The organism is Streptomyces sp. NPDC048612 (assembly GCF_043199295.1).
Lineage (GTDB): Bacteria > Actinomycetota > Actinomycetes > Streptomycetales > Streptomycetaceae > Streptomyces.
On record NZ_JBICVV010000002.1, the window covers coordinates 593,904 to 614,995 of the forward strand.

Below are 21,092 nucleotides of genomic sequence, written 5' to 3' on the forward strand. Positions count from 1 at the left end.
CCTTCCCTTATCGCGCGGTGGACGTGTAGGGCAGCAGCGCCATCTCACGGCTGTTCTTCACTGCCGTGGCGACGTCACGCTGGTGCTGAGTGCAGTTGCCGGTGACCCGGCGGGCACGGATCTTGCCGCGGTCGGAAATGAACTTCCGCAGCAGGTTCGTGTCCTTGTAGTCGACGTAGGAGATCTTCTCCTTGCAGAACACGCAAACCTTCTTCTTAGGCTTGCGAGCAGGCGGCTTCGCCATTATCTCTCTCCAATGAGTTCAAGAAGTTTGTGCTGACGCCCTCAAGGCCCCTGGCCGCATCACGGCGCCGTTTCACGTGAAACGGCGCGGAAGCGGGCCGGTTGTACGGACCTAGAAGGGCGGCTCGTCCGAGTAGCCGCCGCCGGAGCCACCGCCCCAGCCACCGCCGCCGCCACCCTGCTGGCCACCGCCGGACGGACCGCCGGTCGCCCACGGGTCGTCGGCAGGAGCGCCGCCACCCTGCTGACCGCCGCCGGGGCCGCCGCCCCAGCCGCCGCCACCCTGGCCGCCACCCTGCTGACCGCCGCCACCGAAGCCGCCGCCCTGGCCACCACGACCGCTGGTCTTGGTGATCTTGGCTGTGGCGTTCTTGAGGCTCGCGCCCACTTCCTCGACGTCGAGCTCGTAGACCGTGCGCTTCACGCCCTCGCGGTCCTCGTACGACCGCTGCTTGAGGCGGCCCTGGACGACCACGCGGGTACCCCGCGTCAGGGACTCGGCGACGTTTTCCGCCGCCTGACGCCACACCGAGCAGGTCAGGAACAGGCTCTCGCCGTCCTTCCACTCATTGGTCTGGCGGTCGAAGGTGCGGGGAGTGGACGCGACGCGGAACTTCGCGACCGCCGCACCGGACGGGGTGAAGCGCAGCTCGGGGTCGTCGACAAGATTGCCGACAACCGTGATGACGGTCTCGCCTGCCATTAGGGGAACCTCTCGGCGGGTGTGCTGCTGGCTGCTGGTGTTGCTGCTACTCGAACCCGGTTACCGCTGGACGCTGACGCGTTCAGTGGGTCTCGGGACGGAGGACCTTGGTCCGGAGGACCGACTCGTTCAGGTTCATCTGACGGTCGAGCTCCTTGACGACCGCAGGCTCGGCCTGCAGGTCGATGACCGAGTAGATGCCCTCGGGCTTCTTCTTGATCTCGTAAGAGAGACGACGACGGCCCCAGGTGTCGACCTTCTCGACCTTTCCGTTGCCCTCACGGACGACGGAGAGGAAGTTCTCGATCAGCGGGGAGACAGCGCGCTCCTCGAGATCGGGGTCGAGGATGACCATCACCTCGTAGTGACGCATGTAGAACCCACCTCCTTTGGACTCAGCGGCCACGGTCGTTCCGTGGCAGGAGGGTCGTATGCGTTCCGCGCCGGGCCCGTCCGGGTACTCCGGGCAGACATAGGCGCAGACCGTACAGAGTACCTGCCTGAAGCCTTCCGGTTGAAATCCGTCCGCCCTACCCCGCAATCTGGAACACAACGGGTGTGAGCGGCGTTACAGTGCGCCGCCCTGTCATCGGAGGTGCCGCATGGCACAGGCACGGACCCAGCGCAGTCTGCTGTCGCTTCTCAACAGTGACGGCAAGGACCATCCCGTCGAGAACACCTTCGCCATCGTGACCGTGGTGCTCGGCGCGATCGCCGTCTTCACCACGCTCTCTCCCAGCCTGCACCTGGTCAGCTCCTGGGTCGGCCTGATCGGCATCGGCACCGGCCTGTGGGGCCAGTTCATCTCGTCGACGACCGGCGAGCGCTTCCTGTTGATCATCGGGCTCGGGGCGGCGGCCGTCGGCTTCTACCTCGGCCTGGCACACGGCGGCCTCTTCGGCGGCCTCATCGGCTGACCGGCAGGCCATCCGGGGCCCCGGCCCGTATGGCCCAGACGGGGCGCTCCGTGGTCACAGTAGGCTTCGGCGCGAGAGCCGGAGCCCCGACCACGGGGACACACCTGCCCGAGGAGCGCCCCGCATGAGCCTGACCCTGAGGACCATCAGCCGAGAGCAGCATCTGGCATATATCCAGAGCCTGCCCGCGGCCAGCCACATGCAGGTTCCTGCCTGGGCCGACGTCAAGGCGGAATGGCGCGCGGAGAACCTCGGCTGGTTCGACGCGAGCGGCGAGATGGTCGGTGCCGGCCTGGTCCTGTACCGCCAAGTGCCCAAGGTCAAGCGCTACCTCGCGTACCTCCCCGAGGGCCCGGTCATCAATTGGTACGCGCCGAACCTGGAGGACTGGCTGCAGCCGATGCTCGCGCATCTCAAGCAGCACGGCGCCTTCACCGTGAAGATGGGCCCGCCGGTCATCATCCGCCGCTGGGACGCCCCGGCGATCAAGTCCGGAATCCAGAACCCGGACGTCAAGCGGCTGCGGGACGTCGAGGCGACCCACATCGAGCCGCGCGCCTTCGAGGTGGCCGACAAGCTGCGCCGGATGGGCTGGCAGCAGGGCGAGGACGGCGGCGCCGGCTTCGCCGACGTGCAGCCCCGGTACGTCTTCCAGGTGCCACTGGCCGACCGTTCGCTGGAAGACGTCCACAAGAACTTCAACCAGCTGTGGCGCCGCAACATCAAGAAGGCCGAGAAGGCCGGTGTCGAGGTGGTCCAGGGCGGCTACGACGACCTGGCCGAGTGGCAGCGGCTCTACGAGATCACCGCGGTGCGCGACCAGTTCCGGCCGCGTCCGCTCAGCTACTTCCAGCGCATGTGGACGGCCCTCAACTCCGAGGACCCCAACCGCATGCGGCTGTACTTCGCCCGCCACAACGGCGTGAACCTGTCGGCCGCGACGATGCTCGTCGTCGGCGGGCACGTCTGGTACTCCTACGGCGCCTCGGACAACATCGGCCGTGAGGTCCGGCCCTCCAACGCCATGCAGTGGAAGATGCTGCAGGACTCCTACGCGCTCGGCGCCTCGGTCTACGACCTCCGCGGCATCAGCGACTCGCTCGACGAGAACGACCACCTCTTCGGCCTGATCCAGTTCAAGGTCGGCACGGGTGGGCAGGCGGCGGAGTACCTCGGCGAGTGGGACTTCCCGCTCAACAAGCTGCTGCACAAGGCGTTCGACCTCTACATGGCGCGCCGCTGACGCTCCACCGCACCGTTCGTCACTCTGAGACACAGCCACGAGAAAGGTTCCGGCCCCGGCCATGGCGCTCACCCTCTACGTCGACACCGCGCGCTGGCGGGCGCATCAGCAGAGCGTTCTCCAGCAGTTCCCCGGGTTGGTCCCGGTCTGCAAGGGCAACGGCTACGGCTTCGGCCATGAGCGCCTCGCCGACGAGGCCACCCGCCTCGGTGCCGACATCCTCGCGGTCGGGACGACCTACGAGGCGGCCCGCATCAAGGACTTCTTCAGCGGTGATCTGCTGGTCCTGACGCCGTTCCGGCACGGCGAGGAGCCGGTGCCGCTGCCCGACCGGGCGATCCGCTCGGTGTCGTCGGTCGAGGGGGTCGGCGGCCTGGTCGGTGCCCGGGTCGTCATCGAGGTCATGAGCAGCATGAAGCGCCATGGCGTCAAGCCGGAGGATCTGCCGAAGCTGGCCGCGGCGATCGAGGACATCCGGCTCGAGGGCTTCGCGCTCCACCTGCCGCTGGACCGCGCCGACGGGTCCGACGCGGTCGAGGAGGTCATCGGCTGGATGGACCAGCTCCGTGCCGCCCGCCTTCCGCTGCACACCATGTTCGTCAGCCACCTCAAGGCCGATGAACTCGCCCGTCTCCAGCAGCAGTTCCCCCAGACGCGCTTCCGTGCGCGGATCGGTACCCGGCTGTGGCTCGGCGACCACGAGGCCACCGAGTACCGCGGTTCGGTGCTCGATGTCACCCGGGTCGCCAAGGGCGAGCGCTTCGGCTACCGCCAGCAGAAGGCGGCCTCCGACGGCTACCTGGTCGTGGTCGCCGGCGGCACCTCGCACGGTGTCGGCCTGGAGTCGCCGAAGGCCCTGCACGGGGTGATGCCGCGCGCCAAGGGCGTGGCCCGGGCCGGGCTGGCGACCGTGAACCGCAATCTCGCGCCGTACGTGTGGGCCGGGAAGCAGCGCTGGTTCGCGGAGCCCCCGCACATGCAGGTGTCGATCCTGTTCGTGCCGGGGGATGCTCCGCAGCCGCAGGTCGGCGAGGAGCTGGTGGCCCATCTGCGGCACACCACCACGCAGTTCGACCGTCTCGTGGACCGCTGAGCCGGACACAGTCAGACGCCAAGGGCCCGGTGCCGCAGACCTCATCTGTGGCACCGGGCCCGGTGCGTGCACGCCGGAGCCGGCTCACTCCCGCAGCGTGCCCCAGTTCACCTGGGGTGCCGCCTGGAACTGCACCGCGTGCCGGGGCCGGTGGTAGGCCCGTCCGAGCACGAACACATCGGGACTGCGGTCCAGGACTCCGCCCGAGGGATCGTCGTCTCCGTCCCTGCGGACCACGTCGCGCTCCGGCATCAGGATGTCCCGCACGACCAGTGCGCACAGGTAGAGGGTGCCCAAGAGGTGCAGCGCGATGGCCAGTTGGTAGCCCTCGGTCGGCAGCCCCTGATGCTTGTCACCACTCCCTGTGTAGGCGAGGTACGTCCAGATCCCCAGGAAGTACATGACCTCGCAGGCCTGCCAGATCAGGAAGTCCCGCCACCGCGGCCGGGCGAGCGCGGCGAGCGGGGTCAGCCACAGGACGTACTGCGGCGAATAGACCTTGTTGGTGAGGATGAACAGCGCGACGACGAGGAACGCGAGCTGCGCGAAGCGCGGCCGACGCGGTGCGAAGAGGGTCAGCAGACCGATGGCGCCGCAGCCCACGAGCATCAGCAGCGTGGCATAGGTGTTGGCGTCCTCCAGGGGATTCCCGGTGCGCTGAGAGATCAGCAGCCAGATCGAACCGAAGTCGATGGGCCGTTCCTGGCTGAACGTGTAGAACTTCGCCCAGCCCTCCCGGATGTGGAAGCCCGCGGCATCATGCGTGATCATCACCGGCAGGTTCACGACCAGCCAGGACACGACGGCACCCACCAGCGCCTTCCGGTACGCGCGCCAGGTGCCCGCACGCCAGCACAGCACCAGTAGCGGGCCCAGCAGCAGCACCGGGTACAGCTTCGCGGCGGTGGCCAGCCCGATGAGGACGCCGGCTGCCAGCGGACGGCTGCGTGACCACATCAGCATCCCGGCGGCCGTCAGGGCGATCGCCAGCAGATCCCAGTTGATGGTGGCGGTGAGGGCGAAGGCGGGCGCCAGGGCGACCAGGAGGCCGTCCCAGGGCCGCCGACGGTGGGTGCGCGTCACGCACACCGCGATGACGGCGGCGCAGATCATCAGCATGCCGGCATTGACCAGCCAGTAGATCTGTTCGCGGTGCTGGATTCCCCCGCCGTGCGGAGTCATCCAGGAGGCGACCTCCATGAAGACACCGGTGAGCACGGGGTACTCGAGGTACTCCATATCGCCGGGCAGCCGGTCGAAGTACGGGATCAGGCCATCGGCGAAGCCCCGCCCCGCGTAGAGGTGGGGGATATCGGAGTAGCAGGCGTGGGTGTACTGGCTCGTGGCGCCGAAGAACCAGCCGCCGTTGTAGCAGGGCAGCTTCTGCACCATGCCCAGCGCGAACATCCCGATGGCGACAAGCGCGATGATCCGTACCGGTGTCAGCCAGTGCGTCCCGAGCAGTGCGCGCCGGCCGATCGGCCCACCGATCAGCTCGCTGCCGGCCGCTGCCACCTCATCCCGCTTCGTCGGCCGTACCGAATCGTCCCCTCGCACGCTCGTCATGGCCCCATCCTGCCGTACGGCCATGAGCGGAAGACGGCGAAGCCCCCGCCCGGGCAAACCGGGCGAGGGCTTCGTTGCTCCGCGTTTCACGTGAAACATTCAGCGTTTCACGTGAAACGGTCAGCCGTTCGGACCACCGAGCCAGCCTCCACCGTCTGTCGGGTCCGTCGGCTCAGGCGACGGACTCGTACCCCCGGGGCCGCCACCGGGACCACCAGCGCCGTTGCCGTTACCGCCGTTGCCGGCCCCACCGTTGTCCCTGCAGTTCAGGTCCCACGGGGAGCAGCTGTCGGTCGGGGTCGGGCTCGGAGAGTTCGTCGGGGAAGAGGACTCGCTGGGAGACTCCGACGGCGAGCTCGACGGCGTGTCCGACGGCGTGGGAGTCGGCGTCGGCGTCGGCACCCCTTCCTGGTCCAGCCGCTGCCCGATGGGCGTGGCCGGCGGGAAGGACTCCGGAGTCACGCCCTTCATCGCCTGGAGCATGTACTCGGTCCACACCTCGGTGGGCAGCGCACCACCGTGGATCGAGTCAAAGCCACCGACACCGTTCATGGACAGCTGACGCGGGTTACCGGCGTCCTCACGGAACATCGTGATGGCCGTCGACAGCTGCTTGGTGTAGCCGACGAACCAGGCCGACTTGTTCTCGTCGGTGGTGCCGGTCTTGCCCGCAGCCGGCATGTTCAGCCGCTTGGCTTCCTTCGCCGTGCCGTTGTCGATGACGTTCTCGAGCACCTTGGTCACGTTGTTGGCGATGTTGGCACTCATCGCCGTCGCGCTCGCGGGCTTCTCGAAGCCCTCCAGGTCGTCTCCCTTGTACGTCACCTTCGTCACCGAGTACGGCTCCACCTTCGTCCCCGACGTGGCGAACGTGGCATAGGCATCGGCCATACGAATCGCGCTCGGTGTGGAGGTGCCCAGCGCGAAGGACGGGTTGAGGTTCTTGTCGAAGCTGGCCTCCGAGATACCCGTGGACTCCGCCATTTCCCGGACCTTGGCCATCCCGACGTCCATACCGAGCTGCACGAACGGGGTGTTGACGGACTGCTCCATCGCCTTGGTCAGCGAGATATAGCCCCAGGGATGGTTGCTCTCGTTCTCCTGGAAGAAGTACGAGCCGTCCCGCCTCTTGACGTAGCCCCCCTGGGCGTCCTTCACCCTGAGGTGGTCATCGCCGTTGTACCGGCTGTCCTGCCTGACCGGCACACCGTTGCTCTCGACCGTTCCGTACTTCATCGCCGCCGCGAGCACGAACGGCTTCCAGGTCGAGCCGACCGGCACACCGAAGGTGTCCGCGTTGTTGCTGAAGTGCCCCTTGTCGTAGCCCTCGCCGCCGTACAGGGCGACGATCTTGCCGTCTCCCGGCACCACGGAGGCGCCGCCGAACTGGACGAATTCGTCCTTCGTGCGCTTCTTGGGGTTGATATACCGCTTGTTGACGTTCTTGACCGCGGTCTCGAGCTGGTTCGTCTTCTTCCGGCTGAAGGTGGTGCGGATCGTGTAGCCACCCTTGTCGAACCGGGGTTCACTGACACCCGACTTCTTCAGCACGTACTTCTTCGCGGTGTCCATCATGTAGCCGATCTGGCCACCCTTGCTGGCCACCGGCTTCGGCAGATTAGGCCGCGGGAAGTGCCCCCGGTACTTGTTCCGCTCCGTCTTGGACAGGAGGTTGTTCTCGACCTCCCGGTCGAGAATCCAGGACCACCGCGCCTTGGCCCGCTTGGTGTTCGCCGCCCGCGTGGCCCCCGGGCTGGTACCGCCCGCCGGGTCGTACAGGTCGGCGCCCTTGAGCACGGTGGCCAGGAAGGCGCTCTCGTTCGCGTTCAGCTTCTCGGCGTCCTTGCCGTAGTACGCCTGAGCCGCCGCCTGGATGCCGTACGCCCCGCGGCCGTAGTAGCTGGTGTTCAGATACCCCTGAAGGATCTGGTCCTTGCTCTTCGACCAGCCGACCTTGATCGCGATGAACAGTTCCTTGAACTTACGGTCAAGGGTCTGCTCCTGGCTCAGCATCGCGTTCTTCACGTACTGCTGAGTGATGGTCGAACCGCCCTGGGTCTCGCCGCCCCTGGCCATGTTGACCACCGCACGGGCGATGCCCATCGGGTCCACGCCCGAGTCCGTCCGGAATGACGCGTTCTCCGCGGCGATCGCGGCGTTCTGCATCTCGCTCGGGATCTCGCTGATCGTGACGTTCTGCCGGTTCGTCTCACCGTCCCGCGCCATGACCGAGCCGTCGGCCCAGAGGTAGACGTTGTTCTGCGACTTGGCGGCGTCACTCTCGCTGGGCACGTGCACCAGGGCCAGAGCGACGCCGGAGGCGCCCACGATCAACCCTATGAACCCGACGCACAGCGTGGTGACCTGCTTCCACGACGGCACGAAGCGCCGCCAGCCGACGCGGCCGGCCCGCGGGTAGTCGATGAGACGCTTCTTCGCGGGCTGCCCGCCACCGCGACCGCGGCCACGGCCGCCCTCGTGACCACCGCCGCCACCGCCTCGGCGGCCACCGCCGCCACGCCCTCCGGCACCGCCACCGGCAGCTGTCGCGGCGGCGTCGGACGACCGCCTGCGGCCGCCGCGCTGGGCGGCTCTACGGGCGTCGGCGCGCCCACCCTGCCCCGGTTCGTGACCGGACGGCTCGGAGTGAGAGGCAGGACCGGCAGCCGAGCCACGGGAAGGCGCCGCACGGCGTCCCGATGACTGCTGCGCGGCGCGTCGGGCCGCGGCACGTCCGCCACTCTGCGGCTGTGGCGGTTTGCGACGGTGCTCGCTCATGGAACGAATACTCCTCGGGCAGGCGCGCTTTCTCGTCGCCTGAAGGCGGCAGTTGTCTTCAGGTCCCCCCGATGCACGACCCGTTCCTGAGGCACGGGCCGCACTACACCGAGGATGAGGACGCCAGATATCGGCCCACGGTTCCCGGCAGTCTGCATGCCGCACAGACTACGCACGGCCAAAACCTGCCCAGTGTTGAAATTCACTCCAAATCAGTCAGGTTGATGAGAACGATTCGGTGATGTGATGCCGTTCACCGTGCCCCCACTTGTTCCGCCCCGGTGGCCGTTCTATCGTCTGGATGTATCGAGCCGATACATCAGCACGACATAAAGAACGCACCGGACCAAGGAGGCGGAGGATGAGCAGACGCTCCGGCATCCTTGAGTTCGCCGTCCTCGGCCTGCTCCGCGAGTCCCCGATGCACGGCTATGAGCTGCGAAAACGGCTCAACACCTCGCTCGGGGTCTTCCGTGCGTTCAGCTACGGCACCCTCTACCCCTGCCTCAAGGCGCTCGTCGCCAGCGGCTGGCTGATCGAGGAGACGGACGTCGCCCCGGAGGGCGTACCCGCTGCCTCTCTGACAGGGCGCCGGGCCAAGATCGTCTACAGATTGACCGCAGCGGGCAAAGAACACTTCGAGGAGCTGCTCGCCCACTCCGGGCCGGACGCCTGGGAGGACGAGCACTTCGGCGTCCGCTTCGCGTTTTTCGGCCAGACCTCGCGGGACGTACGGATGCGCGTGCTGGAAGGCCGCCGCAGCCGGCTGGAGGAGCGCCTGGAGAGGATGCGTACCTCTCTGGCCAGGTCCCGGGAACGGCTGGACGACTACACCCTCGAACTGCAGCGGCACGCCATGGAATCCGTGGAGCGCGAAGTCCGTTGGCTGAACGAGCTCATCGAGAGTGAGCGCGCCGGGCGTGACCGGCGCCCCACGGGTTCCGCAGCGCAGGACAGCAAGAACCAGTCAGGAGATACGGGCGGCCTGCCCCGGCACCGGGGTGGTTCCCGGCCGGATCCGTCCGATGACACCACCACATGAGGCTCTGCTGTGCAGTCCTCATCGAGAACACAGGGAGCAACCGGAATGGGTTCGGTTCGCGTAGCCATCGTCGGCGTGGGCAACTGCGCCGCCTCGCTGGTACAGGGCGTCGAGTACTACAAGGACGCCGACCCGAAGAGCCGCGTGCCCGGCCTCATGCACGTGCAGTTCGGCGACTACCACGTGCGTGACATCGAGTTCGTGGCCGCCTTCGACGTCGACGCCAAGAAGGTCGGGCTCGACCTCGCGGATGCCATCGGCGCCAGCGAGAACAACACCATCAAGATCTGCGACGTGCCGAACGCCGGCGTCCAGGTCCAGCGCGGTCACACCCTCGACGGCCTGGGCAAGTACTACCGCCAGACGATCGAGGAGTCCGCCGAGGCCCCGGTCGACGTCGTCCAGGTCCTCAAGGACACGCAGGCCGACGTGCTGGTCTGCTACCTCCCGGTCGGCTCCGAGGACGCCGCGAAGTACTACGCCCAGTGCGCCATCGACGCCAAGGTCGGCTTCGTCAACGCCCTCCCGGTCTTCATCGCCGGCACCAAGGAGTGGGCGGACAAGTTCACCGAGGCCGGTGTCCCGATCGTCGGTGACGACATCAAGTCGCAGGTCGGCGCCACGATCACGCACCGGGTGATGGCCAAGCTCTTCGAGGACCGGGGCGTCATCCTGGACCGCACGATGCAGCTGAACGTCGGCGGCAACATGGACTTCAAGAACATGCTCGAGCGCGAGCGCCTGGAGTCCAAGAAGATCTCCAAGACCCAGGCCGTCACCTCCCAGATCCGGGACCGTGAGCTGGGCGAGGACAACGTCCACATCGGTCCGTCGGACTTCGTGGCCTGGCTGGACGACCGCAAGTGGGCGTACGTCCGCCTGGAGGGCCGCGCCTTCGGTGATGTCCCGCTGAACCTGGAGTACAAGCTGGAGGTCTGGGACTCCCCGAACTCCGCGGGTGTCATCATCGACGCGCTGCGCGCGGCGAAGATCGCCAAGGACCGCGGCATCGGCGGCCCGATCCTCTCCGCGTCCTCGTACTTCATGAAGTCGCCGCCGGTGCAGTACTTCGACGACGAGGCACGGGAGAACGTCGAGAAGTTCATCAACGGCGACGTCGAGCGCTGAGCCGCCCCGACGCACCCTCCCTCCGCAGGCCCCCGGGCATTCCGCCCGGGGGCCTGCGGGCTGTGTGAGGCTGTGCCTCATGCATGCTGTGCGCGCCCTTCGCGTATTACTCCGGCTACGCGACTTCCGCTCGCTCCTTGCCGCACGGCTCCTGTCCCAGGCGGCCGACGGGGTGTACCAGGTCGCGCTCGCCACCTTCGTCGTCTTCTCGCCCGAGAAGCAGGCCTCACCCGCCGCCATCGCCTCCGCCATGGCGATCCTGCTGCTCCCGTACTCCCTCCTCGGACCGTTCACCGGGGTGCTGCTCGACCGCTGGCGGCGGCGTCAGGTGCTGCTGTACGGAAATCTGCTGCGCGCCCTGCTGGCCATGGCCACCGCGACGCTGATCGTGTCGGAGGCCGCCGACTGGCTCTTCTACGCCTCGGCCCTCTCCGTGACCGCTGTGAACCGCTTCGTCCTGGCCGGGCTCTCGGCCGCGCTGCCACGGGTGGTCGACGGGGAAGAACAGCTGGTCATGGCCAACTCCCTGACGCCTACCGCCGGGACGCTCGCCGCGACGGCGGGCGGCGGCCTCGCCTTCGCCGTCCGGCTGGCCGGCCCGGATGTGGACGCCTACGTCGTACTGCTCGCCGCTGTCCTCTATTTCTGCTCGGCCCTGACCTCCCTGCGCATGGCACCGCAACTGCTCGGTCCCGACCCGGCACGCCTCCAACCGCACCTGCGGGCAGCCCTGTTGAGCACCGCGCGCGGGCTGAGGGAAGGGCTGCGCCATCTCGCCGAGCGGCGCACCCCGGCCCGCGCGCTGATCGCGATGGCCCTGATGCGCTTCTGCTACGGGGCGCTGACGGTCATGGTGCTGATGCTGTGCCGGTACTCCTGGGCCGCGACCGAGTCCGAGGGACTGGCGCTGCTCGGCATCACCGTCGGCGTGTCAGGAGCAGGCTTCTTCGCTGCCGCGCTCGTCACGCCCTGGGCCGTCGCCCGGCTCACCGCGTTCGGCTGGATCGCGGCCTGCGCGGCACTGGGCGCGGTACTGCTGCCGTCTCTCGGGCTGTTCTTCGCACCGGGTCCGATGCTGGCCGCCGCGTTCGTCCTCGGCCTGAGCACCCAAGGAACCAAGATCTCCACGGACACGATCGTCCAGTCGACGGTCGATGACGCCTTCCGCGGCCGGTCCTTCGCCCTCTACGACGTGCTCTTCAACGTCGCCTTCGTCGGAGCCGCCGCGGTCGCGGCCCTCATGCTGCCTCCGGACGGACGGTCCGCCGCGCTCCTGGGCATGGTGACCGTGCTCTATGCGCTGATCGCCGCGGCGACGGTTCACTCGGGGCGCCGTTAGACATCGCCCCCTCGCCGCTCAGCCCCCCCTGGGCCCGGCAACGGGGCGCCACAGGGACCAGATACCTTACGGGCGTCCTGCAACACGAGCCTGTACACATCAATATCGGGGGAGTTCCATGACCACGCCGCCTCAGGGCCAGCATCCGTACGGCCAGGCGCCGTACGGGCAACCGCCATACGGACAGCCGCCCTACGGCCAGAGCGCGTATCCGCAGGCGCCGCAAGCGCCCCAGGCCCCCTACGGCCAGCCCCAGGGCTACGCCTACCCGCCGCAGCCGCAGGCTCCGTACGGACAGCAGCCGCCGACGGGTTACCCGATGGCTCCTCAGCAGCCCCTGCACGGCGGCGCCCCCATGCCTCCGCCGCCGCAGCCCGCCAAGCGCCGGTCCGTCAAGTCGATCCTGAGGGCCATCGGGCTCGTCATCGCGGTGATCGTCTTTGCGTTCTTCTGGATCACCAGCCAGAACGACGCGGAGAACGCCGAAGCCGGTGACTGTGTGCAGAAGTCCAGCAGCTCACTCGACGACGGGCTCAAGGTGGTGGACTGCAGCAGCTCCGAAGCCGAGTACAAGGTGAGCAAGGTGCACAACGACACCACGGACCCGACGGTGTGCGCCGAGGGAGAGTCGGCCTACACCAAGAACGTGCACCGGCGCAGGGGCGGCGACACCCGCATGGTGCTCTGCCTGACCACGGTGAAGTAGCGCACGCCGAACGCGCCGGAAGACAAAGGAGCGGTGTTTCACGTGAAACACCGCTCCTCGTTTCACGTGAAACACCGCCCGGTGCAGGCTCAGCTCTGAGCGGCCCACCACTCCTTCAACGCAGCGATCGCAGCGTCGCGCTCCATCGGCCCGTGCTCCAGCCGGATCTCCAGCATCTGCTGGTACGCCTTACCGACCTCGGGCCCCGGGCGGAGGCCCAGAACCTCCATGATCTCGTTGCCGTCCAGGTCCGGACGGATCGCGTCCAGCTCCTCCTGATCCTGAAGCCGCGCGATGCGTTCCTCGAGCCCGTCGTAGGCGCGCGACAGGGCTCCGGCCTTGCGCTTGTTGCGGGTGGTGCAGTCCGAGCGCGTCAGCTTGTGCAGCCGCTCCAGCTGCGGGCCGGCGTCCCGTACGTACCGGCGGACCGCGGAGTCCGTCCACTCGCCCGTACCGTAGCCGTGGAAGCGCAGATGCAGTTCCACCAGCCGCGAGACGTCCTTGACCAGGTCGTTCGAGTACTTCAGCGCGGTCATCCGCTTCTTGGTCATCTTCGCGCCCACCACCTCGTGGTGGTGGAAGGAGACCCGGCCGTCCTTCTCGAAGCGCCGCGTCCGGGGCTTGCCGATGTCGTGCAGGAGGGCCGCGAGCCGCAGCACGAGGTCGGGCCCGTTCTCCTCGAGGTCGATCGCCTGCTCCAGCACCGTCAGCGAGTGCTCGTAGACGTCCTTGTGACGGTGATGCTCGTCACTTTCCAGCCGCAGGGCGGGCAGCTCGGGCAGCACATGCCCGGCCAGGCCCGATTCGACCAGCAGCCGCAGCCCCTCACGCGGGTGCGGCGCCAGGATCAGCTTGTTCAGTTCGTCCCGTACGCGCTCCGCGGAGACGATCTCGATGCGGTCCGACATCGCCTTCATCGCGGCGAAGACCTCGGGGTCCACCGTGAAGTCCAGCTGCGCGGCGAAGCGGGCCGCGCGCATCATCCGCAGCGGATCATCGGAGAACGACTCCTCCGGCGTCCCCGGCGTCCGCAGCACCCGCGCCGCCAGGTCCTCCAGACCGTCGTGCGGGTCGACGAACTCCTTCTGCGGCAGCAGCACCGCCATGGCGTTCACCGTGAAGTCCCGGCGCACCAGATCCTGCTCGATGGAGTCACCGTACGAGACCTCGGGCTTGCGGGAGGTGCGGTCGTAGGCCTCGGACCGGTAGGTCGTGACCTCGATGTCGAAGGAGTCCTTCTTGCACCCGACCGTGCCGAAGGCGATGCCGACCTCCCAGACCGCGTCCGCCCACGGCCGGACGATCTTCAGCACGTCCTCCGGCCGGGCATCGGTGGTGAAGTCCAGGTCATTGCCGAGCCGGCCGAGCAGCGCATCCCGGACCGAGCCGCCGACCAGGGCAAGTGTGAACCCGGCCTCCTGGAATCGACGGGCCAGGTCATCCGCGACGGGGGACACCCGCAGCAGCTCGCTCACGGCACGGCGCTGGACATGGTTCAGCGCGTTCGTCGACTGCGCGGTCCGCTCGGCGATCGGGGCGTGGAGGTCATTGTTGGCGTTCGGCACAACAAAACAGGGTACGTGGCCGCGCAGCACACGGCGCCACGCAATAAAGGGGACAGGCCGGGCACAGGCCTCCACTCCGCGATCATGTGGAGCAGTCCGCGGCACTCCGACGCGCCGGGCCTCGTTACCATTCGTGGACGCACATTCCGACGACCACTGACGACGACGAGGGACGGACGAGCGCGTGGCCGAGGCGGCAGGGTTCCAGGCGACTGAACGGCCGCGTGGTCGATGGCTGCGACGGACCGTGACACTGCTCACTGGAGTGCTCCTGCTCGTGGGCCTGCTCCAGGTCCCGCACCCCTCCACCGCCCAGGCGGCCCCGACGGGCTCCCGCACGGTCGACGTCACCATCGACTCGATGACCCCGCCCGCGCCTTCCAAGGGCGGCAAGGTCACGGTCTCCGGCACGCTGACCAATGACAGCCGCGGCACGATCACCGACGCCCATGTCGGCATGCACCGCGGGGACGCGCTCGGCGGCCGTAGCTCCATCGACAATGTGTCCCGTCGCACGGGGTATCTGCCCAGCGCGGACGGCAGGGAGATCGACGGCAGCGAGAAGAAGATCGGCAAGCTGGAGCCCGGGGTCAGCCGCCCCTTCAGCCTCAGCGTGCCGGTCAAGGACCTCCGCCTCGACAAGGACGGTGTGTACCAGATCGGTGTCTCCGTGTCGGGGCGCTCGCAGGCCGCGCCCTACGGCCAGGTCCTCGGTTTCGACCGGACGCTGCTGCCCTGGCAGGAGGCCGATGCCACGAAGAAGACGCAGCTCACGTACCTGTGGCCGCTGATCTCCGCCACCCACCTCACCGCCGAGACCGACGCCGACGCCCAGCAGACACCGGTCTTCCGCAACGACGACCTCGCCGCCGAGCTCGCGCCGGGCGGCCGGCTCCAGCAGATGGTCGCGCTCAGCAAGAACCTGCCGGTGACCTTCGTCATCGATCCCGACCTGCTCGCGACCGTCGACGCGATGACCAAGTCGTACCGGGTGAACGGCCCGGACGGCCCCATGGGCAAGAACCAGGCGGTCGCCAAGCAGTGGCTGCACGATCTCGAAGAGGCGGCCAAGACGCATGAGGTCGTCGCGCTGCCCTTCGCCGACCCCGACCTGGCCTCGCTCGCCCATCACGGCAAGGGCGTGCCCAGCGCGCTCAGCCACCTCGGCCCGGCCACCGATCTCGCCGAGACGACCGTGGACACGATCCTCGATGTGAAGCCGCGCACAGACTTCGCCTGGCCCGTCGACGGCGCGATCGACTCCTCCGTCGTGGACGTCGCGACCTCGGCCGGTGCACACAACGTGATCACCCGCAGCGACAGCCTGCGGGAGACCGGCGGGCTGTCCTACACCCCGACGGCGGCCCGCCCCATCGGCGGCGGCAACACGGCCATCGTCGCGGACGCCCAGCTCTCACGGGCCTTCGAAGGCGATATGTCGAAGACCGGGAAGGCCGCCCACGCGGTCCAGAACTTCGTCGCCCAGACCCAGATGATCAGCCTGGAGGACCCGGGCCGGCAGCGCAGCATCGTCGTGGCGCCGCAGCGCATGCCGTCGGTCAGCCAGGCCCACGCCATGGCCACCGCGCTGCGGACGCTGGAGGACTCCGGGAGCTGGTCCCAGCCGTTGAGCCTCGGCAAAGCGGCCAAGGCCAAGCCCGACCGCTCGGCCACCCGCCGGGTCCCGAGCGGCGCCGCCTACCCTTCCTCGCTCCGCCGGCAGGAACTCCCCACCTCCGCCTTCCGGCAGATCCAGGGCACCCAGGCCGCACTGGACGACTACCGCGTGATCCTGGTCCAGCCGCAGCGTGTGGTGACCCCGTTCGGCAGCGCCATAATGCGGGAGATGTCGACGGAGTGGCGCGGCGACGCCGGCGGTGCCGCGAGCTACCGGCACTCCGTCCGCAACTACCTCGACGGTCTGACCAAGAAGGTGCACCTGATCCAGAAGTCGGGGGCGACGCTCTCCGGGCGCAGCGCCACGATTCCGGTGACGGTCCAGAACAACCTGGTCCAGGGCGTCAAGGACATGACGCTGAAGCTGACCTCGTCCCAGCCCAACCGTCTGGACGCGGGCAAGGCGCAGACGATCACGGTGGACGGCGGCCACAGCCAGTCGTTCAAGTTCGCCACCACGGCGAACGCCAACGGCCGGGCCTGGGTGACCGCCCAGCTCTACACGGCGGACGGAAAGCCCTACGGTGCCCCCATGAGGTTCCAGGTGAACGTCACGGAGATCACCGCCACGGTGATGCTCGTCATCGCCGGGGGTGTGCTGCTGCTCGTCCTCGCGGGCGTGCGGATCTATCTCCAGCGCAAGCGGGCGGCCTCCCAGCGCACCGACGACGGGCCCGACGGCGAGGGCTCCGACGGCGACAGCGGTACGGACGACGACAACGGCGGCACGGACGGTGACGAGCCGGAGCAGCCGAGTGACCCCACGCCGGACACCGGATCGGAAAGCTCCGACCCGTCCGGCTCAGGTGAGAAAGTGGACCGTTGATAGGTAGCGGGGCCGGTTGGCCGGCGACGGATGAGGTGGGGCAGCGATGAATGCGCCGTACGACGGTGACCGGGGCCGGGGCGCCAGTGGCGACCCCACCCACCCGGTCCCTCCGACGCCCCCGTTGCCCGCGGACCAGGACCCTTACGTCCAGGACGCCTACCGCAACGATCCGCGCCGCGCCCAGGACCCGACGGCGCCGGAGCCGGTGAACCAGGCGAGCTACGACCGCGCCGCTCACCCGCCGCCGGCCCCGGGACAGCCCGCGCCTCCGCTCTACCAGCAGCCCGCCTCGGGCCGCCACACGCCCGACCCGCAGCAGTGGGCCCCGCCCCCGCCGTCCGGGCCGCAGGACGCGACCCAGCACCTCCCGTACGTCGATCCGTACGCTGATGCCCAGGCGACGACGCAGTTCCTGGGCGTCCAGGGCCTGGCCCCCCAGGCCGCCGGCGAGCGTCCGGAGCCCGACGCCTTCGCGCACCTCTACCACGACCAGCAGCACTACGAGCACCAGCAGCCCGCTCCGGTGCCTCCGGGCCCCGCGGCGGCCGGCGCGGGGCCCGGTCCGGAGGCGGTGCCCCAGCAGCCCGCGCCGGAGCCGGAGCCCGCCCCCGTGGCGGCGGCCGGCAAGCCGTCCGGCGGCCGGGCGTCCGGTCTGCTCAAGTCGAGCGCAGTGATGGCCGCCGGCACGATGGTGTCGCGTCTCACGGGCTTCGTCCGCTCGGCACTGATCGTTGCGGCGCTCGGCGGCGCGGTGCTCGGTGACTCCTGGCAGGTCGCCTACCAGCTTCCGACGATGATCTTCATCCTGACCATCGGCGGCGGCCTGAACTCCGTCTTTGTCCCGCAGCTGGTCCGCGCGATGAAGGAGGACGACGACGGCGGCGAGGCCTACGCCAACCGGCTGCTGACGCTGGTCATGGTGGTCCTCGGCGTGCTGACGGTCCTGTCCGTCTTCGCTGCCCCACTGCTGGTGAAGCTGGTCTCCTTCGACATCTCCCGCGACCCGGCGGCCAACGAGGTCGCCGTCGCCTTCACCCGCTACTGCGTACCCACGATCTTCTTCATGGGTCTGCACGTCGTGATGGGACAGATCCTCAACGCCCGCGGCCGCTTCGGCGCGATGATGTGGACCCCGGTCCTCAACAACATCGTGATGATCGCCACGTTCGGCCTGTTCATCTGGGTCTACGGCTCGGCGGAGACCTCGCACATCGGCGTCACCACCATCCCCGACGAGGGCATCCGGCTCCTGGGCATCGGCACCCTCCTCGGACTCGTCGTCCAGGCGCTGGCCATGATCCCGTACCTGCGCGACGCCGACTTCAAACTCCGGCTCCGCTTCGACTGGCGCGGCCACGGCCTGGGCAAGGCCGCCAAGCTCGCCAAGTGGACGGTGCTGTTCGTGCTCGCGAACCAGGCCGGCGTCCTGGTCGTCACCCAGCTCTCCACCTGGGCCGGAAACACCGCCAACGACCAGGGGCACCCGGGCACCGGCTTCATCTCGTACGCCAGCGCACAGCTGATCTGGAACATGCCGCAGGCGATCATCACCGTCTCCGTGATGGCGGCCCTGCTGCCGCGGCTGGCCCGCTCGGCACACGACGGCGACAACGGAGCCGTCCGCGACGACATCTCACAGGGCCTGCGCACCTCCGCCGTCGCCATCGTCCCGATCTCGTTCGGCTTCCTCTCCCTCGGCATCCCGCTGTGCACGCTGGTCTACGGATCGTCCGGCGCCGGCATCCCGATGGGCTACATGCTGATGGGCTTCGGTGTCGGCCTGATCCCGTTCTCCGTGCAGTACGTCGTCCTGCGCGCCTTCTACGCGTACGAGGACACCCGCACCCCCTTCTACAACACGGTGATCGTCGCCGCCGTCAACGCCGCGGCCTCCGGCCTCTGCTTCCTGGTGCTGCCCGCCCGCTGGGCCGTGGTCGGCATGGCCGCCTCCTACGGCCTGGCGTACATCATCGGCGTCGGTGTGGCCTGGCGGCGGCTGGGCAAGCGCATGGGCGGCGACCTCGACACCGCCCATGTCGTGCGGACCTACGCGCGGCTGGCCGGTGCCAGCATTCCGGCCACGGTGATCTCCGGGGCCGTGGTGTACGGCATCATGCAGGTGCTCGGCAGCGGGTTCCTGGGGTCACTCGCCGCTCTGGTCGCCGGCGCCGCCGCACTAGTGGCCGTGTTCTACGCGGCCGCACGCAAAATGCGCGTCCAGGAACTCAACGCCCTGGTCGGCATGGTCCGGTCGAAGCTTGGACGTTGATTGAGCACAACCATCGACTGCCACCGTGTGTCGTGCATAGTGGCGGACTGTGGGCACAATTGTCTTGGCTCATTGAGCCTGCAACGGATGGGGAGGCAGGAACGACGGTGGCGGAACGGAGCACGGCTGCCGTCGACGTGGCAGACACGAGCGGTGAGGAACCGCTGACCGCCAAGGCGGGCAAGGCCACGGACGACGGTGCTAAGGCCGAGAAGGTATCCGGCAGGGAACAGGACGCCGCGGGCACCGATGAGGAGCGTGCCGAGGCGATCGAAGCCCAGCCACCGGAACTGCACAGCGGCCACAAGCTTGCCAGACGCTACCGCCTCGAAGAGTGCGTCACCCGTCTGGACGGATTCAGCAGCTGGCGTGCGGTGGACGAAATGCTGCGCCGCGCCGTCGGTGTGCACATCCTGCCCGCCGACCATCCCAGAGCCCGGCCGGTGCTGTCCGCCGCCCGCTCCTCGGCGCTGCTCGGTGACCCCCGGTTCGTCCAGGTCCTGGACGCCGTCGAGGAGAACGACCTCGTCTACGTCGTCCATGAGTGGCTGCCGGACGCCACCGAGCTCACCACGGTGCTCGCCAACGGCCCGCTGGAGCCGCACGACGCCTACCAGCTCGTCAGCCAGGTCTCCCAGGCCATGGCCGCAGCGCACCGCGAAGGGCTCTCCCATCTGCGGATCACCCCCGGCTCGGTGCTGCGCACGGAGTCCGGGCAGTACCGCATCCGCGGCCTGGCCGTCATGGCGGCGCTGCGCGGCATCACCTGCGAGTCCCCTCAGCGCACGGACACCGAGGCGATCGGTGCACTGCTCTACGCGGCGCTGACGCAGCGCTGGCCGTACGAGAACGACGCCCATGGCCTCACCGGCCTGCCCAAGGGCGTCGGGCTGATCGCTCCCGACCAGGTGCGCGCCGGTGTGCACCGCGGGCTGTCCGAGCTGGCCATGCGCGCGCTGATCAACGACGGTGCCACGGCCTCCCGCCAGGAGCAGCCGTGCACCACCCCGGAGGAGCTGGCCAAGGCCGTCGCGGCCATGCCCCGTATCCGGCCCCCGGAGACCGCCTTCTCCGCACCTCCGCCGTACCAGCGCACGGGCTTCCAGCAGGGCAGCTACCGGCAGCCCGCGGCGCGCAGCGCACAGGCCGGCGGGGCGACGCAGCCGGTCGCCACTCCGCCGCCCCCGCTGCAGAGCCGCACCGGACGGGCCCTGAAGTGGTCCGTCTCCGCGCTGCTCATCGCGGCACTGGGCCTGGGCAGCTGGCAGCTGGCGGACACCCTGCTGAAGCGGGAGAGCGACCAGGAAGACCCGGGTAACTCTCAGACGAGCAGCGGCGCGGCCACGAAGCCCACGGGCAAGCCGGTCAAGATCGTGGACGCCGGGGAGTACTACCCCGACGGCCAGCCGCAGCACGCGAACCAGGCGAAGGACACCTACGACGGGGACCCCAGCACCTTCTGGGGCAGCAGGAGCTATCAAGAGGGCCCCACGCTGAACCCGGCCTTCAAGAAGGGCGTCGGCCTCGTCTACGACCTCGGATCGAAGCAGCAGATAAGCGCCGCGTCGGTTGGACTGCACTTCGTCGGCGACCACACGACCCTTTCGCTCTACGCGGCCCATTCGCTCTCCCCGTCGGAACCGCTGAGCTCCATGCAGAAGCTCGGCACCGGGCAGACCTCGGGGTCGACCCTGAAGGTCAAGCTGGACAAGCCGGCGAAGACGCGCTTCGTGGTCGTATGGATCACCGCGATGCCGTTCGCGCAGAGTGACGGGTACACCGACCCCGGCTACCGGCAGGGTGTGACAGAGGTGTCCTTCACCGACTGAGCAGGCGGTGAGCAGGGACGACCGTGGGGGCTCCGGCTGGATTTCCGGCCGGAGCCCCCACGCATGGTGATCCGCTACGCCATGGGCCGTATCCGCACCCGAGAACGGCGCATTTCCGCCCCCGCCTGCTGATCACTGCTATTCGACGGCATTTACTTTCATGAC

The 21,092-nt window shown here is 68.6% G+C and carries 16 protein-coding genes; 10 read left to right on the forward strand and 6 right to left on the reverse strand.

From position 1 onward, the window contains the following. Positions 1-7: 7 nt before the first annotated feature. The 3 genes from rpsR to rpsF form a co-directional block, all read right to left on the reverse strand. The gene (gene rpsR / locus ACGFN2_RS05960; RefSeq protein WP_003978893.1) at positions 8-244 is read right to left on the reverse strand and encodes a 30S ribosomal protein S18; all 237 of its coding nucleotides are present in this window, start codon (positions 242-244) and stop codon (positions 8-10) included. Between the two features lie 111 nt (positions 245-355). After that, positions 356-946 (reverse strand): single-stranded DNA-binding protein, encoded by a 591-nt coding sequence (locus ACGFN2_RS05965; protein ID WP_362600336.1) that lies wholly within the window; start codon positions 944-946, stop codon positions 356-358. Positions 947-1,028: 82 nt separating this feature from the next. Then, positions 1,029-1,319: a 30S ribosomal protein S6 gene (gene rpsF / locus ACGFN2_RS05970; protein ID WP_006604399.1), complete on the reverse strand. Its 291-nt coding sequence runs from the start codon at positions 1,317-1,319 to the stop codon at positions 1,029-1,031. 229 nt (positions 1,320-1,548) lie between these two features. Here rpsF and ACGFN2_RS05975 point away from each other — a divergent pair, with 229 nt between their 5' ends. The 3 genes from ACGFN2_RS05975 (at position 1,549) to ACGFN2_RS05985 (ending at position 4,199) form a co-directional block, all read left to right on the forward strand. Next, positions 1,549-1,863 (forward strand): hypothetical protein, encoded by a 315-nt coding sequence (locus ACGFN2_RS05975; RefSeq protein WP_362600339.1) that lies wholly within the window; start codon positions 1,549-1,551, stop codon positions 1,861-1,863. Between the two features lie 124 nt (positions 1,864-1,987). After that, on the forward strand, positions 1,988-3,106 hold the full coding sequence (locus tag ACGFN2_RS05980; RefSeq protein ID WP_362600342.1) for a peptidoglycan bridge formation glycyltransferase FemA/FemB family protein: 1,119 nt from the start codon (positions 1,988-1,990) through the stop codon (positions 3,104-3,106). Positions 3,107-3,167: 61 nt separating this feature from the next. Further along, positions 3,168-4,199 (forward strand): alanine racemase, encoded by a 1,032-nt coding sequence (locus ACGFN2_RS05985; RefSeq protein ID WP_362600345.1) that lies wholly within the window; start codon positions 3,168-3,170, stop codon positions 4,197-4,199. An 84-nt stretch (positions 4,200-4,283) separates the two neighbouring features. Here the strand turns inward: ACGFN2_RS05985 and ACGFN2_RS05990 are convergent, their stop codons facing one another. Together ACGFN2_RS05990 and ACGFN2_RS05995 are read right to left on the reverse strand one after the other, a co-directional pair. Beyond that, positions 4,284-5,765 carry a glycosyltransferase family 87 protein gene (locus ACGFN2_RS05990; RefSeq protein ID WP_393357844.1) on the reverse strand — a complete coding sequence of 494 codons (1,482 nt, stop codon included), beginning with the start codon at positions 5,763-5,765 and terminating at the stop codon, positions 4,284-4,286. 120 nt (positions 5,766-5,885) lie between these two features. Next, positions 5,886-8,543 (reverse strand): transglycosylase domain-containing protein, encoded by a 2,658-nt coding sequence (locus ACGFN2_RS05995; RefSeq protein WP_393357846.1) that lies wholly within the window; start codon positions 8,541-8,543, stop codon positions 5,886-5,888. A gap of 361 nt (positions 8,544-8,904) precedes the next feature. Between ACGFN2_RS05995 and ACGFN2_RS06000 the strand changes: the two genes are divergently transcribed. The 4 genes from ACGFN2_RS06000 (at position 8,905) to ACGFN2_RS06015 (ending at position 12,758) form a co-directional block, all read left to right on the forward strand. Continuing rightward, entirely contained in the window at positions 8,905-9,585 is a 681-nt protein-coding gene (locus tag ACGFN2_RS06000; RefSeq protein WP_362600352.1) for a PadR family transcriptional regulator, read from the forward strand. Positions 9,586-9,630: 45 nt separating this feature from the next. Beyond that, positions 9,631-10,713 (forward strand): inositol-3-phosphate synthase, encoded by a 1,083-nt coding sequence (locus tag ACGFN2_RS06005; RefSeq protein WP_362600355.1) that lies wholly within the window; start codon positions 9,631-9,633, stop codon positions 10,711-10,713. A gap of 79 nt (positions 10,714-10,792) precedes the next feature. Then, positions 10,793-12,052, forward strand: a complete 1,260-nt coding sequence (locus ACGFN2_RS06010; RefSeq protein WP_393357849.1) for an MFS transporter — start codon at positions 10,793-10,795, stop codon at positions 12,050-12,052. Positions 12,053-12,170: 118 nt separating this feature from the next. Beyond that, positions 12,171-12,758: a hypothetical protein gene (locus ACGFN2_RS06015; RefSeq protein WP_362600361.1), complete on the forward strand. Its 588-nt coding sequence runs from the start codon at positions 12,171-12,173 to the stop codon at positions 12,756-12,758. An 89-nt stretch (positions 12,759-12,847) separates the two neighbouring features. Here the strand turns inward: ACGFN2_RS06015 and ACGFN2_RS06020 are convergent, their stop codons facing one another. Next, entirely contained in the window at positions 12,848-14,323 is a 1,476-nt protein-coding gene (locus ACGFN2_RS06020) for a CCA tRNA nucleotidyltransferase (protein WP_393357851.1), read from the reverse strand. 247 nt (positions 14,324-14,570) lie between these two features. Between ACGFN2_RS06020 and ACGFN2_RS06025 the strand changes: the two genes are divergently transcribed. From ACGFN2_RS06025 to ACGFN2_RS06035, 3 genes are all read left to right on the forward strand, one after another. Then, on the forward strand, positions 14,571-16,826 hold the full coding sequence (locus ACGFN2_RS06025; protein ID WP_393357853.1) for a DUF6049 family protein: 2,256 nt from the start codon (positions 14,571-14,573) through the stop codon (positions 16,824-16,826). A gap of 46 nt (positions 16,827-16,872) precedes the next feature. Continuing rightward, a complete protein-coding gene (murJ, locus tag ACGFN2_RS06030; protein ID WP_393357855.1) occupies positions 16,873-19,098 on the forward strand; it encodes a murein biosynthesis integral membrane protein MurJ in 2,226 nt (741 codons plus the stop codon). 107 nt (positions 19,099-19,205) lie between these two features. Beyond that, positions 19,206-20,927: a serine/threonine protein kinase gene (locus tag ACGFN2_RS06035; RefSeq protein ID WP_393357857.1), complete on the forward strand. Its 1,722-nt coding sequence runs from the start codon at positions 19,206-19,208 to the stop codon at positions 20,925-20,927. Positions 20,928-21,092 lie beyond the last annotated feature (165 nt).

What these genes read in the sequence shown, in the direction of transcription:
- ACGFN2_RS05995 (WP_393357846.1), bottom strand. Translation starts at nt 8,543, where the DNA reads ATGAGCGAGCACCGTCGCAAACCGCCACAGCCGCAGAGTGGCGGACGT.
- ACGFN2_RS05965 (WP_362600336.1), bottom strand. Translation starts at nt 946, where the DNA reads ATGGCAGGCGAGACCGTCATCACGGTTGTCGGCAATCTTGTCGACGAC.
- ACGFN2_RS06010 (WP_393357849.1), top strand. Translation starts at nt 10,793, where the DNA reads ATGCATGCTGTGCGCGCCCTTCGCGTATTACTCCGGCTACGCGACTTC.
- ACGFN2_RS05980 (WP_362600342.1), top strand. Translation starts at nt 1,988, where the DNA reads ATGAGCCTGACCCTGAGGACCATCAGCCGAGAGCAGCATCTGGCATAT.
- ACGFN2_RS05990 (WP_393357844.1), bottom strand. Translation starts at nt 5,765, where the DNA reads ATGACGAGCGTGCGAGGGGACGATTCGGTACGGCCGACGAAGCGGGAT.
- rpsR (WP_003978893.1), bottom strand. Translation starts at nt 244, where the DNA reads ATGGCGAAGCCGCCTGCTCGCAAGCCTAAGAAGAAGGTTTGCGTGTTC.
- ACGFN2_RS05975 (WP_362600339.1), top strand. Translation starts at nt 1,549, where the DNA reads ATGGCACAGGCACGGACCCAGCGCAGTCTGCTGTCGCTTCTCAACAGT.
- ACGFN2_RS06005 (WP_362600355.1), top strand. Translation starts at nt 9,631, where the DNA reads ATGGGTTCGGTTCGCGTAGCCATCGTCGGCGTGGGCAACTGCGCCGCC.
- ACGFN2_RS06000 (WP_362600352.1), top strand. Translation starts at nt 8,905, where the DNA reads ATGAGCAGACGCTCCGGCATCCTTGAGTTCGCCGTCCTCGGCCTGCTC.
- ACGFN2_RS06015 (WP_362600361.1), top strand. Translation starts at nt 12,171, where the DNA reads ATGACCACGCCGCCTCAGGGCCAGCATCCGTACGGCCAGGCGCCGTAC.
- ACGFN2_RS05985 (WP_362600345.1), top strand. Translation starts at nt 3,168, where the DNA reads ATGGCGCTCACCCTCTACGTCGACACCGCGCGCTGGCGGGCGCATCAG.
- murJ (WP_393357855.1), top strand. Translation starts at nt 16,873, where the DNA reads ATGAATGCGCCGTACGACGGTGACCGGGGCCGGGGCGCCAGTGGCGAC.
- rpsF (WP_006604399.1), bottom strand. Translation starts at nt 1,319, where the DNA reads ATGCGTCACTACGAGGTGATGGTCATCCTCGACCCCGATCTCGAGGAG.